General features: G+C 48.4%; 15 protein-coding genes. 5 read left to right on the forward strand and 10 right to left on the reverse strand.

Translation table 11 applies throughout. From position 1 onward, the window contains the following. Window positions 1-36: 36 nt before the first annotated feature. Window positions 37-1,995 (reverse strand): excinuclease ABC subunit UvrC, encoded by a 1,959-nt coding sequence (gene uvrC, locus ACTJKB_RS18635; RefSeq protein WP_440835903.1) that lies wholly within the window; start codon window positions 1,993-1,995, stop codon window positions 37-39. Window positions 1,996-2,214: 219 nt separating this feature from the next. After that, window positions 2,215-2,532 (reverse strand): thioredoxin, encoded by a 318-nt coding sequence (trxA, locus tag ACTJKB_RS18640; RefSeq protein ID WP_020430371.1) that lies wholly within the window; start codon window positions 2,530-2,532, stop codon window positions 2,215-2,217. Window positions 2,533-2,881: 349 nt separating this feature from the next. Between trxA and ACTJKB_RS18645 the strand changes: the two genes are divergently transcribed. Further along, window positions 2,882-3,037, forward strand: a complete 156-nt coding sequence (locus ACTJKB_RS18645) for a YqzM family protein (protein WP_143013460.1) — start codon at window positions 2,882-2,884, stop codon at window positions 3,035-3,037. A 97-nt stretch (window positions 3,038-3,134) separates the two neighbouring features. Here the strand turns inward: ACTJKB_RS18645 and dnaI are convergent, their stop codons facing one another. The 3 genes from dnaI to ACTJKB_RS18660 all read right to left on the reverse strand — a co-directional run bounded on the left by dnaI (window position 3,135) and on the right by ACTJKB_RS18660 (window position 6,216). Beyond that, window positions 3,135-4,091: a primosomal protein DnaI gene (gene dnaI / locus ACTJKB_RS18650; RefSeq protein WP_440835904.1), complete on the reverse strand. Its 957-nt coding sequence runs from the start codon at window positions 4,089-4,091 to the stop codon at window positions 3,135-3,137. Between the two features lie 18 nt (window positions 4,092-4,109). After that, window positions 4,110-5,654: a helicase DnaB gene (locus ACTJKB_RS18655; protein ID WP_440835905.1), complete on the reverse strand. Its 1,545-nt coding sequence runs from the start codon at window positions 5,652-5,654 to the stop codon at window positions 4,110-4,112. A gap of 265 nt (window positions 5,655-5,919) precedes the next feature. After that, window positions 5,920-6,216 (reverse strand): YuiB family protein, encoded by a 297-nt coding sequence (locus ACTJKB_RS18660; protein WP_074108079.1) that lies wholly within the window; start codon window positions 6,214-6,216, stop codon window positions 5,920-5,922. Window positions 6,217-6,437: 221 nt separating this feature from the next. Between ACTJKB_RS18660 and hemQ the strand changes: the two genes are divergently transcribed. Beyond that, entirely contained in the window at window positions 6,438-7,196 is a 759-nt protein-coding gene (hemQ, locus tag ACTJKB_RS18665; RefSeq protein WP_440835906.1) for a hydrogen peroxide-dependent heme synthase, read from the forward strand. 82 nt (window positions 7,197-7,278) lie between these two features. Here hemQ and ACTJKB_RS18670 read toward each other — a convergent pair whose 3' ends face one another. Both ACTJKB_RS18670 and ACTJKB_RS18675 read right to left on the reverse strand, forming a co-directional pair. Then, the gene (locus ACTJKB_RS18670; RefSeq protein ID WP_440835907.1) at window positions 7,279-7,560 is read right to left on the reverse strand and encodes a hypothetical protein; all 282 of its coding nucleotides are present in this window, start codon (window positions 7,558-7,560) and stop codon (window positions 7,279-7,281) included. Window position 7,561: 1 nt separating this feature from the next. Then, window positions 7,562-8,755, reverse strand: a complete 1,194-nt coding sequence (locus tag ACTJKB_RS18675) for an NAD(P)/FAD-dependent oxidoreductase (RefSeq protein WP_074083854.1) — start codon at window positions 8,753-8,755, stop codon at window positions 7,562-7,564. Window positions 8,756-9,077: 322 nt separating this feature from the next. Here ACTJKB_RS18675 and ACTJKB_RS18680 point away from each other — a divergent pair, with 322 nt between their 5' ends. Continuing rightward, window positions 9,078-10,052, forward strand: coding sequence for an NAD(P)/FAD-dependent oxidoreductase (locus tag ACTJKB_RS18680; RefSeq protein WP_074083873.1), 975 nt, complete (start codon window positions 9,078-9,080; stop codon window positions 10,050-10,052). Between the two features lie 136 nt (window positions 10,053-10,188). Here the strand turns inward: ACTJKB_RS18680 and ACTJKB_RS18685 are convergent, their stop codons facing one another. Both ACTJKB_RS18685 and ACTJKB_RS18690 read right to left on the reverse strand, forming a co-directional pair. Further along, window positions 10,189-10,332 (reverse strand): sporulation histidine kinase inhibitor Sda, encoded by a 144-nt coding sequence (locus ACTJKB_RS18685; protein ID WP_042217282.1) that lies wholly within the window; start codon window positions 10,330-10,332, stop codon window positions 10,189-10,191. Between the two features lie 326 nt (window positions 10,333-10,658). Further along, window positions 10,659-11,321, reverse strand: a complete 663-nt coding sequence (locus ACTJKB_RS18690) for a YheC/YheD family protein (protein ID WP_440835908.1) — start codon at window positions 11,319-11,321, stop codon at window positions 10,659-10,661. Between the two features lie 335 nt (window positions 11,322-11,656). Here ACTJKB_RS18690 and ACTJKB_RS18695 point away from each other — a divergent pair, with 335 nt between their 5' ends. Both ACTJKB_RS18695 and ACTJKB_RS18700 read left to right on the forward strand, forming a co-directional pair. Further along, window positions 11,657-11,998, forward strand: coding sequence for a DUF805 domain-containing protein (locus ACTJKB_RS18695; protein ID WP_440835909.1), 342 nt, complete (start codon window positions 11,657-11,659; stop codon window positions 11,996-11,998). A gap of 75 nt (window positions 11,999-12,073) precedes the next feature. Next, complete coding sequence (locus ACTJKB_RS18700; RefSeq protein ID WP_440835910.1) at window positions 12,074-12,283, forward strand: hypothetical protein; 210 nt, start codon at window positions 12,074-12,076, stop codon at window positions 12,281-12,283. A 196-nt stretch (window positions 12,284-12,479) separates the two neighbouring features. On the opposite strand, the gene ACTJKB_RS18705 is transcribed toward ACTJKB_RS18700, so the two are convergent. Continuing rightward, window positions 12,480-13,169, reverse strand: a complete 690-nt coding sequence (locus tag ACTJKB_RS18705) for a YEATS-associated helix-containing protein (protein WP_440835911.1) — start codon at window positions 13,167-13,169, stop codon at window positions 12,480-12,482. Window positions 13,170-13,232: the final 63 nt, after the last annotated feature.

Below are 13,232 nucleotides of genomic sequence, written 5' to 3' on the forward strand. Positions count from 1 at the left end.
AGCCGTTTCTGCATCATACCATAAAATTACAGTCCTTTATAATGACGGTTCTTCATCCTTGAGAGCATCCAGAATTTGTGCAGCCAGCTTGTCGCCGATCGATAGCGGGCGAAAGTCCTCGATAGCGGCTTCCTTGATTTTTTTGAGGGAGCCGAAATGTTTCAATAACAGCTTGCGCCGCTTCTCGCCGATGCCCGGAATAGAATCCAGCTTCGAGGTCACCATCGATTTGCCGCGCTGTTCGCGGTGGAACGTAATCGCAAACCGGTGAACTTCATCCTGAATACGCTGCAGCAGATAAAATTCCTGGCTGTCCCGCGCCAGACTCACCGGTTCGGCGGAATCCCCGACCAGCAGCTGTGCCGTTCTGTGCTTGTCGTCCTTCACCAGACCGCAAACCGGAATGTACAGCCCCAGCTCATTCTGCAGAATGTCAATAGCGGAGGAGATCTGCCCTTTCCCTCCATCGACCACAATCAGATCCGGCTGCGGCAGGTTCTCCTTCAGCACGCGTTCGTAGCGGCGGCGGATTACCTCGCGCATCGTTTCGTAATCATCCGGTCCCTGCACGGAGCGGACCTTGTATTTCCGGTATTCCTTGCGCGCCGGCTTGCCGTCTATAAACACAACCATCGCGGATACCGGGTTGGTTCCCTGAATATTCGAGTTGTCAAAAGCCTCAATCCGGCTAAGCGACTCCAGACCCAGGCTCTGCCCCAGGCTGCTGGCTGCGCCGGAAGTGCGTTCCTCATCCCGCTCGATCAGGCGGAACTTCTCATCCAGTGCCACCCGGCCGTTCTGGCATGCCATTCCGACCATTTGCTTCTTCAAGCCGCGCTGGGGTACCAGTACCTTGACACCCAGCCATTCCTGCAGCGCAGCTGCACCGCCGGCCGCATCCACAGTTCCTTCGGTGGCCGCCTCAGCCGCCTCAGCTTCACCTGAAGCCTCGGCAGCCAGCTCCGCCACAGTATCCGGCGTATCTTCAGTATCAGTCCCCTCAGCCTCACCGCTAACAGCCATTTGCGGCTTGCCTGATGTATCCGTGCCTTCAAGCACGGTTTCCGGCAGCAGGATTTCCTGCGGCAGTGCCGGGTTCTCGCTGTAATACTGCGTCACATAGGAGATGAAATCGCTGTACGCCTCTCCGTAGAAAGGGAACACGGAGGAGTGCCGCTGGATCATCTTCCCCTGGCGCATATACAGGATTTGTACGCACATCCAGCCCTTGTCCACGGCATAGCCGAATACATCGCGGTCTTTGGTATCAGCGGTGTTGATTTTCTGCTTCTCCATCAGAGCATCAATGTGGATGATCTGGTCACGAAGCTCCTTGGCCCGTTCGAAATACAGTTCCTCCGCAGCTTCCTGCATTTTTTTCTGCAGATCCTTCTTGACTGCCTCATGGCCGCCTCCCAAGAAACCGGCAATGCTCTGGGTAATCTCCTCGTAAGCAGACTTAGGCACTTCCTTCTCGCAGGGCGCCAGACACTGGCCCATGTGATAGTACAGACAGACTTCCTTAGGCATCACACCGCATTTGCGCAACGGATACATCCGGTCGAGCAGCTTCTTGGTCTGATGGGCCGCGTAGGCATTCGGATACGGTCCGAAATATTTAGCTTTATCCTTAATCACCCGGCGCGTAACCTCCAGGCGCGGATGAGCTTCATTCGTGATTTTCAGATACGGGAATGTCTTGTCGTCCTTCAAAAGCACATTATAACGCGGCATATGCTTCTTGATCAGATTGCATTCCAGAATGAGTGCTTCCATGTTGCTGGAAGTAACGATATATTCAAAGTCGACAATATTGGCGACGAGCCTTTGGGTCTTCCCGTTATGGCTGCCTGTGAAATAAGAGCGGACCCGGTTCTTCAGCACCTTGGCCTTGCCCACATAAATAATCGTGCCCTCTTCATTCTTCATCAGATAGCACCCGGGCAGGTCGGGCAATAATGCCAGTTTGTTGCGGATATTATCCATATAATCCATGATTTCTCCCCCACCTGTACAACACCGTGATAACTTAAGTTTAAGATATAAGTCCCTATGGATTCAACCCCAACCCCCGGAATACAACTTATTTGTGATACCACAAACATTCGTATATTTCAAAAGAGCAGCAGTTTCCATTCGACGCACAAAGCGCCTTCGGATAAACCGAAGGCGCTTTGGCGGCAGGGCAGATGCCCCGGGGAAGACAGCATCATCTTACTGATGTTTGGCTACAATATTCTTAAGGGAATCCTTGGAGTTCAGTCCTACAACTTTATCCACAGGCTGGCCGTCTTTGAAGAAAATCAGGGTAGGAATGCTCATGACTCCAAAACGGGAAGCCGTTTCCGGATTTTCATCCACGTTCAGCTTGGCAATTTTCACATCGTCACCCAGCTCGGTGGACAGTTCCTCCAGGATTGGGGCAAGCATTTTGCAAGGGCCGCACCAAGGTGCCCAGAAATCTACTACTACAGTACCTTGACCTTCAACTTCACCCACAAAGGATTGGTCAGACACGTTCACGATAGCCATGATATTGTTCCTCCTTTAAGTTGTACGAAGCTTTCATCCGCTTCTATAACTCATAAGCCTAGTGTGGCGAATTCACTCCGAAATTATAACGGATAAAATGTTTCATGTAATATGATAACCAGATTACCATTTACCGACACATCCACAGTATAACATATTTACAGTGAGTTTGTGTAATGTTTTATGAAATTAAATTGCATAAAATCAAATATTCCGCCGCAGTCTCTGCTTTACAACGTTCCAGGGACTTCGTATACTTGAGGAAAGCGCATTAATTGTCAATGACTTCTCTCACACGTCTAACTGTAACCCACTAATTGCAGTCATGCAACTGCAAGGAGGAAAAAAGATGGATGTCAACGCGCAAGCACGCGATCCGCGGGAGCATGTCAATGAGGAGCCTCGCAATGACCTGGGCGATTTGCTGGCCGGCTTCTTCGGAATGACGGGATTTATGACAGTTGTTTTCTTCGGTATGGTGATTATTAAATTTTTGTCCGAGTAATTGCAGGCCATAATCCGTACTACCCGCCAACAGCGCAAAAAATCCGGCCTTTTCCTATATGGAAGGAGCCGGATTTTGCTAATTTATAGGATACCTTTTATCTGCTCGTTCCCCGCTGATTCTCCCCGTGAAGCGGAATCACATCCACAAACGGAGCAATCCGGTCCATCAGGCGCTGGCCTTTATAGATCTCCTCACCGTCCTTGCTAGTAATACTCAGATGCTTCTCCAGCCCGTCCAAAGGATAGTTTGAAGTGTAAAAGGTCGGCTTGCGGTTCATCCGGTGGTTCAGGATCGCACCCAGCACATGGTCACGGGCCCAGGGGTTGAGGTTTTCCGCACCGATATCGTCAAAAATCAGCAGGTCACAATTCTTCATCGTGTCCACCATTTCCTTGAGCTTCAGATTATCCATCATAATCAGCTTGAGCTCCTCGATGAAATCAGGCATGTATACGATCACGCCGCTGTACCCGGCAATCGCCAGCTCATGCAGCATATAGCACATCAGAAATGTTTTGCCTGTTCCAAAAGAGCCCTGCAGATATATCCCCCGTGAGGTCAGGCCATTCTCTTTGGCACTGGCTATATAATCAAATATCCGGTTCACAGCCGAGACCCGGCGGGGGTCCTTGCCCATAATGTCAATCTCATCATAGCCGCCGTTCAACACGCGTTCATCCACATAAAAGCTGCGGATGCGCTTGCGGATACTGTCCTGATTATCCCGGGCAATCTTAAGGTTGCAGGCTGTCTTCCGTTCGTACAGATCTGCCGTACCATTAACCGTCTCAACAGTAAGTTTGCTGTAGTGGCCCTGGAAATCATTCGGGCATTTCTCCAGGCCGGGACAATTCGCACAATGGCGGCTTTCTTCTACATATTGATACAGGCGGCTTAAATGAAGCCGCAGCCGCGACTCGTCCAGCTCAGGATGCTCGGCTTGAAGCTGCTTCACCAAAGGATGGTTCAGCAGGTTCTGCTCAAGATCACGGGAGCGCTGGCGGAGCGCGGAATTGTTCATCGAACGCAGCACTTCGCCCATAGACTCCATAGCCGCACCTCGCTTTCTTTATGGCGTCTTGGATACGCCTTTCTTCTTGCTGGCCTTGATTTCAGCCGCCTTCTTCATCATCGCCGCGAACTCTTCTTCAGATACCGTCCCGGCGCTGCCGTCATCCAGCACAATCGGAATCTCGGCTTTGCCGGAACGGCCGCCGGCTTTGCTGTAGCTGCGCTGGCGCGTTCCACCTGATGCCGTTGACCCCGTTGCTGAACCTTTACCCTTAACCTTGGTCTGGTCACGGATATAACGGACAGCCTTCTCGTAGGTGTTCACCTGCTTGACCAGCATATTTGAGGCAATCGCCTCCACGAAGTTACGGTTCATCCGCTGATCGCCCCCGGAGGCTACCATGGTCATCAGATAATGAATGAGTACATTAATGACTTCCCCGCTCAGCTTATAATTCAGATCAATCTTCTCAAAAGTATCCATCAGCTGTGTAGGCACGGCACCCGGGAAAAAGGTCTGCAGCAGACGTGTATAAGGCTCGTTGCGAAGCATCATATTATATTGGTGAATGTCGCATTTGGACAGAAATTGGGGAGGCACCTCCACATAATATTCCATTTCGACAGACTGCTCCAGCGGAGCGATGGAATCATCGCCTTCCACGGCAGCGGCAGAGCGCAGTGCCACCACCTTCGCTGCGGCAACCTCCCGCTTCTCCTGTCGTTTCATATCCTGGCGGAAATGCTGGCTTGCCTTGTACTGCAGTGCATCCAGAATTACTTCGCCATCCGGCGTGAATACCCCATCCTCATCCAGCAGACGGGACAGGTCTTGCGGGCTAAGCTCATACTTATGAGCTACATAATTGATCATCCCCATCTGGGTATGGTCAAAACGCAGCTTCTCGACATGAACCCGGTTGACTGATTCCCGCGGAAACCGCAGGATAATATCACTGTACCCGATAGCAGGTTCCCCGGTTTCCCGCATGCCGGGCTGCTTGACCGTTGCCACCTCAGCCAAAGCCTGCTCCAGTTCGTAATCGATCACATGGGTATTGAGTTGAAAAATATCATAAAAGGGCAGGGAAATATTTTCTTTACCGATCGACCGGCGGCTCCATTCCTCCGGTTCCCGGTTCCAGAACTGCTCACGCAGTGACAGCACGGCAAATTTTCCAATTTTGTCACGCAGCAGCAGTGTTAAGTGCTGGGTTGCAAAAAAATCAGCCGGCGACAGCGGCGGCAGCAGTTCGTATTCGTACATATAATCATCAGTTTCCGCTACAAAGATGCGGCAGGTCTGCAGCAGTCCCACCGCTTCCAGCCGGGAAGCCTGATCCACTATATATTTGCGGCCCTTCTCATTGGGTTCCACACCCAGCGTCATGAACAGACGGCGCTGCTGCTCCACCGGAGAATAGCCGATTGCTTCAGCCGGAATATGCTCAAACAGCAAACGGTACAGACTGATGGCAAAAGCACCTACCATCGGCTGATAGACCGAGCCCAGCATACGTGCATCTACACTGCTTAGACCGAATTCGCGGGAAACGCAGTACCGATGATGTTCGGTGAAATGATGCAGGTTACTCATGCGCATCTGCGGATTACCTCCCTCTTTTTCTACACGAATCCATTTAGATTTCTATTCTATCACAAAACTTCCGCCCGGAAATGTAAAAAAAAGTCCAAATTCAGTGCTTATCCCCCTGATATCGACAGCTTGTTAACCATTGCTTCTGCTTGCAGAAAATATAAGGATGATTGAGGGGGTGAAACATATATATCCTTATACTCCAAGAAAAAACGGCTCTCCATCCTTAGGTAAGGACAGCAGCCGCTCTGTATGCGCACGAAACCCTTCATTAGAACATTTTGTAGCCGCCAAGCCTGAGCTTCTGAATCGTCCAGCCGCTAAGCACTGCTCCGGCCAGACCCGCAATACCCGTGAGATAATCCACGACATGGAAGGTGGACAGATGCTCCCACAGGCTCATGGCGCTCCGATCCCAGATCGAATAGACAACCACAGGCAGAATCACAAGGACAAACAGATAGGCAGGGAACCAGGTAGTCTTCATTAACATGTTAAGGATAAAGCCAATGCCAAACATCATAACAAAGAACAAAACGGCCAGAACAAACACAGGAATAAACCCCATCGTACCGCCATCCCCTCTCTCTATAAAGAACCGCACAGCAAACCTTAATTAATAGTAAGTTTACTAGAAAAAATGTAGCGAAGCAATGAACATTATCTTCATCCCGGGTCTTCACACGGTAAATCTTGGAGCTGCGCGTTTGCTCTGCCTGCCTGCATGCGATACAATGCAAATAGATTAAGCGGATGTACATATAAACTTATGCTAAGGAGTGAGAATACATGAACGAAGCCGCGTTGACACTGGAAGGCTGGTATGCCCTGCATGACTTCCGCTCTTTGAATTGGACGGCCTGGACGGCTGCCGATGACGAAGAACGTGCTGTTGCCCTGGAAGAACTGCATGCCTTCATGCAGGAATGGGGTACAGTTGAGGAAGCCAAGGAAGGAAGCACCACAGTGTACTCCATTGTCGGCCAGAAGGCTGATTTCGTGATGATGTTCCTGCGGGAAAGCCTGGAAGCGCTGAACCAGCTTGAGACCGCTTTTAACAAAATCGCCTTTGCCCAGTATACCACCAAGTCCTATTCCTATGTCAGTATCGTTGAGCTTAGCAACTATGCCGCTGGCGGAAGCGCCGGTGACGGCAGTGATCCTATGCAGAATCCGCATGTAGCCGCCCGCTTGAAGCCTGTTCTGCCGCAAATGAAGCATATCTGTTTCTATCCGATGAACAAAAAGCGCGAGCTTGCCGACAACTGGTATATGCTCGATATGGAGAAGCGCCGGGAACTAATGTACTCGCACGGATTAATCGGCCGCGGGTATGCCGGCAAAGTGAAGCAGATCATTACCGGCTCCGTCGGCTTCGACGACTGGGAATGGGGCGTCACCCTATTTGCCGACGACGCGCTGCAGTTCAAAAAGCTGGTCTACGAGATGCGCTTTGATGAAGTCAGCGCCCGTTACGGCGAATTTGGCCCGTTCTATGTCGGCAATCTGCTGACACCGGACAGCTTCGAAGAAATGCTGAAGTTGTAACAACGGTAACCTTCGTGACCTATGCAAAAAAGGGTGTGTTTCCTTAATGGAGACACACCCTTTGTCATGTATAACATTTGAATTAAACCGTTGGCGAACCATTTTCGTCATCCTCGTCACCGTCTTCATCTTCTACACGCAGATTCTCCAGATATTCCGCCGTCGCCCGGTCGCGGGCCCGCCCTTTATCCTTCAGCCGCTCAATCGCCGGGAGTATGAGGATGTCGATTTCCTTCTGGACACTGTAGGCGAGATCGTACCGGCTCTGGTCCTCCAGATAAGATCCGACCTCGATCAGACCATTATACCGGTCAAGCTCCTCACGCGTCAGCAGTCCGCGGACTTGCACGCTGCAGTGGCGCATCTTAGAGGAATCTTCCTTTTTTGAGGACTAGCGGAATGCCGCCGATGATGAACAGATAACGCATATCCACAACCTTCTTCAGCTGCGCGGCTGTCCAGCCCTTATATGTCTTGTCGCCAACTACGGCGATACCTTGACCTTTACCCAGAGAAGCTACGGTGCCTTTGTTGCTGAAGGCAAACTTTCTCGGCTGCTGGCTGCGAATCGCGGCCACCAGGTTATGTGCGCAGCATTCACCCTGCTGCATGGCAATCTGTGCCGTTGGCGGGTAAGGACGTCCTTCCGGATTAATCATCAAAGAGCCATCGCCGATAATAAAGATATTCTCATGTCCCGGAGCGCGCAAATACTCGTCCACCTTTACCCGTCCGCGCATCGCTTCAAACCCTGCCGCTTCGATCAGGCGGTTGCCGCGGATGCCACCGGTCCAGACAATGGTCGAAGCTTTGATCTCTTCACCAGTGGCAAGGATAACGCCGCCAGGCAGGCACTCTTTGATGGCTACACCGATCTTGAAGGTTACGCCTTTCTTCGTCAGCACTGTCATCGCATGCTCTACCAGTTCAGGCGCAAAGCCCGGCAATGCCGTAGGAGCAGCCTCCACATTGTAGATATTGACCATGCTTGGATCCACATCATATTCCTTGCATAGCGCCGGAATACGGTCTGCCAGCTCGGCCACAAATTCAATGCCGCTGAAGCCTGCGCCGCCCACAACGAAATTAATATGCTCCTGTGCATTATTCTCATTCTTGTATTTGGCAAATTGATATTCGATATGCTCACGGATCAAACGCACGGAATTAATACTGCGGATCGTCAGCGCATATTTATCCAGTCCCGGAATTCCGAAGGTTTCAGGTTCCCCACCAAGGGCGATTACGAGATAGTCATATGACAGCGTACCATCTTCCAGAATTACCTTTTTCTGTTGAGTACGAATTTCCTGTACGGAAGATTTAACGAGATCAATTTTGAATTCATCAATTAATTTGGAGATCGATACCCGGGTATGTTCGATGCTGTCTGTACCCGCAGCAGGCATGTGCAGATGGGTTGTGAAATAGTGATACTCATGGCGGTTTACCAGTGTCACATCTGCTTCATTATAGTTCAAAGCTTTCTGCAGCCGCTGCGCGGTCAAAATACCTCCATATCCCGCGCCTAGGATAACGATTTTGGGAATACTGCTCATGTTCCGGCTCCTTCCAACAGGTGAATCTGTCTATGTGTTATTTTTTGTAAAAAATTTCGGTTTATTTTGTGAATTTATACACTTAAATTCAGAAGAATTTCCAATTAAACTTAAAGGATTTCTAAAATAACCATATCCATTGTAAACCTTAGTATCGTTTTAATCAAATATTATCATGCAGCAAAATGTCACATTTTTCTTCGGAAATCAAGCCTTTGCAGGTAGGTGCCACAATGTTTATAATGTTAGATAAGCCAGTATGGCAATTTGAAACTATCAACTCGGAGGTGTAACACTCGTGACACAAGAGCAATCCGTTCCTATGAGCGATCTTTTAATCATAGGAGGCGGTCCGGCCGGGATGTTTGCCGCTTTTTATGGCGGGATGCGCCAGGCATCGGTAACCCTTATTGAAAGTATGCCCCAACTGGGCGGGCAGCTTGCTGCTCTTTATCCTGAAAAATATATTTATGACGTGGCCGGCTTTCCAAAAGTCACCGGTCAAGAGTTGGTAGATAACCTTTCCCGACAGATGGAGCTGTTTCAGTCCGATATCCGGCTGGAGGAGAAGGTCGTTTCGCTTATCAAACAGGACGAACGCCATTTCGTTATCACTACTGATAAAGCAGAGTATCACAGTAAGGCAGTGATCATTACCGCAGGGGTTGGCGCCTTTGAACCGCGCCGTCTGGAACTTCCGGAAGCCGCTCGTTTTGAGAGAGCCAATCTGCATTATTTTATAAGTGATTTGAATGCATTTAAGGGGAAAAAGGTGCTGATCAGCGGTGGCGGCGACTCTGCGGTGGATTGGGCACTGATGCTGGAACCCATCGCTGAAGAGGTAACCCTCATTCACCGCCGGGATAAATTCCGCGCTCATGAGCACAGTGTAGAGAATCTCATGGCATCCAAGGTCAATGTAATTACGCCTTCAGAGATCACCGAGCTGCACGGCGAAGAATTCATTACCAAGGTTACTTTGTCCCATATCAAAACCAAAGAGACACAAGAACTTGAAGTAGACAGCGTAATCGTCAATTTCGGCTTCGTCTCCTCGCTGGGACCGATTGCCGAGTGGGGCATCGACATTGAGAGTAACTCTATCGTGGTTGACTCCCGCATGGAGACAAGCATTCCAGGGATCTTCGCTGCCGGCGATATTACTACATATCCAGGCAAGCTGAAGCTGATTGCTGTAGGATTTGGAGAAGCCCCTACGGCAGTGAACAATGCCAAGGTCTACCTTGACCCGGAAGCCAAGCTGTCTCCGGGGCACAGCAGCAATCTTAAGCTCTAAAGGAACATCCGCTTCCTATTGAACCAAATAAAAGGGTATCTGTTCAGGTTGATTGCACTTCAACATGAACAGATACCCTATTTTGTGATGCTTGCGGTTTGAATGTAGGATCTGCTGCAAAGGTATGCTCTGCGTCTTAGTGAAGAACCGCATGAACTGGAGAGTGTAAGTTCCGTTTGCGAATTTCAGCGAGCAGAAGAGCGATGAAATCATGCTCTAATTGCAGTTCTATTGCTCTATGGTAAGAGTCCAAGAGCATCTCATCCGACAATTCAACCATAACGTTCACCTACCTTTCCTTTATTTGGATCTGCATCTATCATAGCAAACTATCATTTTTCGAACAAGCGTTCCTACTATCCACAAGTGACTGTGGAGATCCTGTGTATAAGATGTTAGTAAGGGCCTAGAAGTCATTCACTGTACAGTGGACGATGGGGATAAGAGTTATACACAGGTCTCATCCGCAGGAGATGGGTCTGAAATTTTTTTACAATGTTCATAATTCTGTGGAATTTTTTATCATATATTTCCTCATGGATCACACAACTAATCGCAATTCTATCGTATTACTATATTTATCGTCAATTCTTAAAAATTGCTTAATCATTTCGGGCGAGTATTTACTTCCAGGATCCAGATTTTCCCCCGATGATCCACAGCATAATCAAACCCAAGTTCCCCGATCCCCGGAAAATGCCGCTCCAGCAGTTCTATGCAGATCAGGGTCAGACGTCGCATCTCTGCTTTTTTGGCAGAAGTCCCAACCTGGGGCAAGGATCTTCTCAACCCCTCCCGGCAGCTCAACATCGTGCCCCCCTTACAGAGATTCGTTACGAATAGCCCTGGCCGGGCCACTCTTCCCACCATAGCACGAAACTCCCAATGATCTCCGTTTTTCACCACCTTAACCCGATAATCAATAGGACGTCCATCAATCCGGGCAAGTGAGATACACTGCTGCATTAGATATCTGCGTTTGACCTTGAACATGTCCAGCGCGCGTCTCATAGATGAGAAATCCCGATACATTCTTGTACTGTGCATATGTGTGAAGCCATATCCCCGGCTGCTCCGGAATACTTTGATTACCCCGTAACCGCCACCGCCGACAACAGGTTTTATTACGACCGAACCGTATTTACCCAGCATCCTTAACAACCCAGCAGCGCTATATTCCATCGTTCTCGGAATGTAACCGGCAACCCGCGGATCGCTCAGCAGCGCCTCGGTTTTCAGCCACTTGCTGGCCAGTTGTCTTCCCGCCATTGTTCTCCCACTCCTTTCACATTCCCCAGCCTACCCTATACTTTACTCAGAAAAGCTCCCGCCCTCCTGTATGATTGTCCGTGTAAACAGGTAGACACGGCAAAAAAGGGCATATAGCCGCGGGGCTCTATGTCCTGTATATCCTTTTATGGGATGCACCACCCAAGCCGCGGATTCCGACAAAGCCTGCCCAACGGAAATCGACAGCAATCGCCACTGATAAACAAGGATGCATAGAATGTCAGATGGTCTGGAGAGCGCTGGTATCATATTTCGTTAAAGCTGTGCCGATAAAAGATCAATACATAATCATAATCGATTTGGGAGTTGGGTCAATGCAGTGGTACTTAAAAGCATTAAAAAACTATAGAGGATTCACAGGGAGGGCGACCAGAACAGAGTATTGGATGTTTTTTCTGATTAATGTCATCTTCTTCATCGTTTTGGCTTTTCTGCAGGAGATGCTTGGAATCATTCACCTACTGACACCGCTCTATTCGCTCGGCATGTTTTTGCCGACTTTGGCAGTTCTGTTACGAAGACTACACGATTCCGGAAAGAGCGGCTGGTGGGTTCTGTTCTGTTTGCTTCCCATGGTGGGATTCGTTATCTTAACTGTTTTTGCTTGTCTGCCAAGCGAAGGCAACAATAAATACGGGTCTAATTTCAATTACTAGCTTTACGTATCCAGACATTTTCGCTGGAAAATCCTTAAAATTCATTGTATTATGGCCTGGAGGGGAGGACTCTTCATGGCAGAGCTTTTTGAAGTGCTATACTGGCTGGCAATGGTGGGTATGACAGTCGTTTTGGCGGGAACTACGGTTCTTATTGGGGCACTGGGCTTCAAATTCATTAGAGACCGCCGCCGTGCCCTAGGTGCAGGCTGCATTACCTTTTCTCTGGCTTCCGCCGCGCTGGTCGTGTTTATGATTAATTTCAAATTCATTATTCCTGCATGATTCAAGGACTCTTCAGTTCACTGCCTTGCCTGTACTGCCCTGTCACAGAGTATTTTCTGTACAGGGTTTTTACTATACTCTATGAAAAACAGAACGGATGGCTTGTGCAGATGGACAGCTTGATTCGCTGATATTGTTCATCAATAGGATTGGGTTGTAATCTCTATTGAAATAATTTCACCTGAATCAAGTACATTTATAAGTTAGTGTAGATGTTATTCGAAGAGGCCGCGAATAGGACTCCTCTACCTTTCTTAGTAACAAAAAATCTAACACTGCCAGCTTTGGTGGTCTGTTCCACATAGCCTTCATGCAGCAAGGAGTTTAAAGCCATATTGATACTCTCTTTGCTTAACTCCGTTGCCTTATGTATACCATTAAGGGATCTATAAATATATGCACCATTGGATAAAGCATTCAATACCAAAGTCTCTTCATTTTTTAGTTCATATGCATGATGATCTAGTCTACTTTCAATATTTTCATATATATTCTCGTCTCCTTCTTCAGTTTCTTTTGAAACAATGACTTCCATTTCCTTCGCTACATCTTTTATATCGGACTTCATTTCATTAATTTCTTTCATCATTTTATTAGTCATAAGTTGTATAAATGATTTGGATGATATTGAGGCTACTAAACAAAATCCTATAAGAACTAGTAGCTTATTAGGATCAGATTCACTTTCTGGAATTAAGTTACTTGAAATAGTATTAAGAAAAAGCGGTACTAATAATGAAGCAGCAACTCCAATTAGTATGGACTTTAATAATTCATAATTCCCAAAAATGCTCTGTTTATCATTAGTGGTTGATAGAAAATTAACGGCACCTCCAAAAACGCCCGACACAACTAAAAGAATAATGATTAAGAAGATATGACTCATCTTAGTTTCCTTCCTACACTTTTATTTTTCATATAAAGGTATGAATGGGCTGGATCAGTAAAA

It is taken from the genome of Paenibacillus sp. 22594 (assembly GCF_052044425.1).
In the GTDB taxonomy this organism is placed as follows: Bacteria; Bacillota; Bacilli; order Paenibacillales; family Paenibacillaceae; genus Paenibacillus_AQ.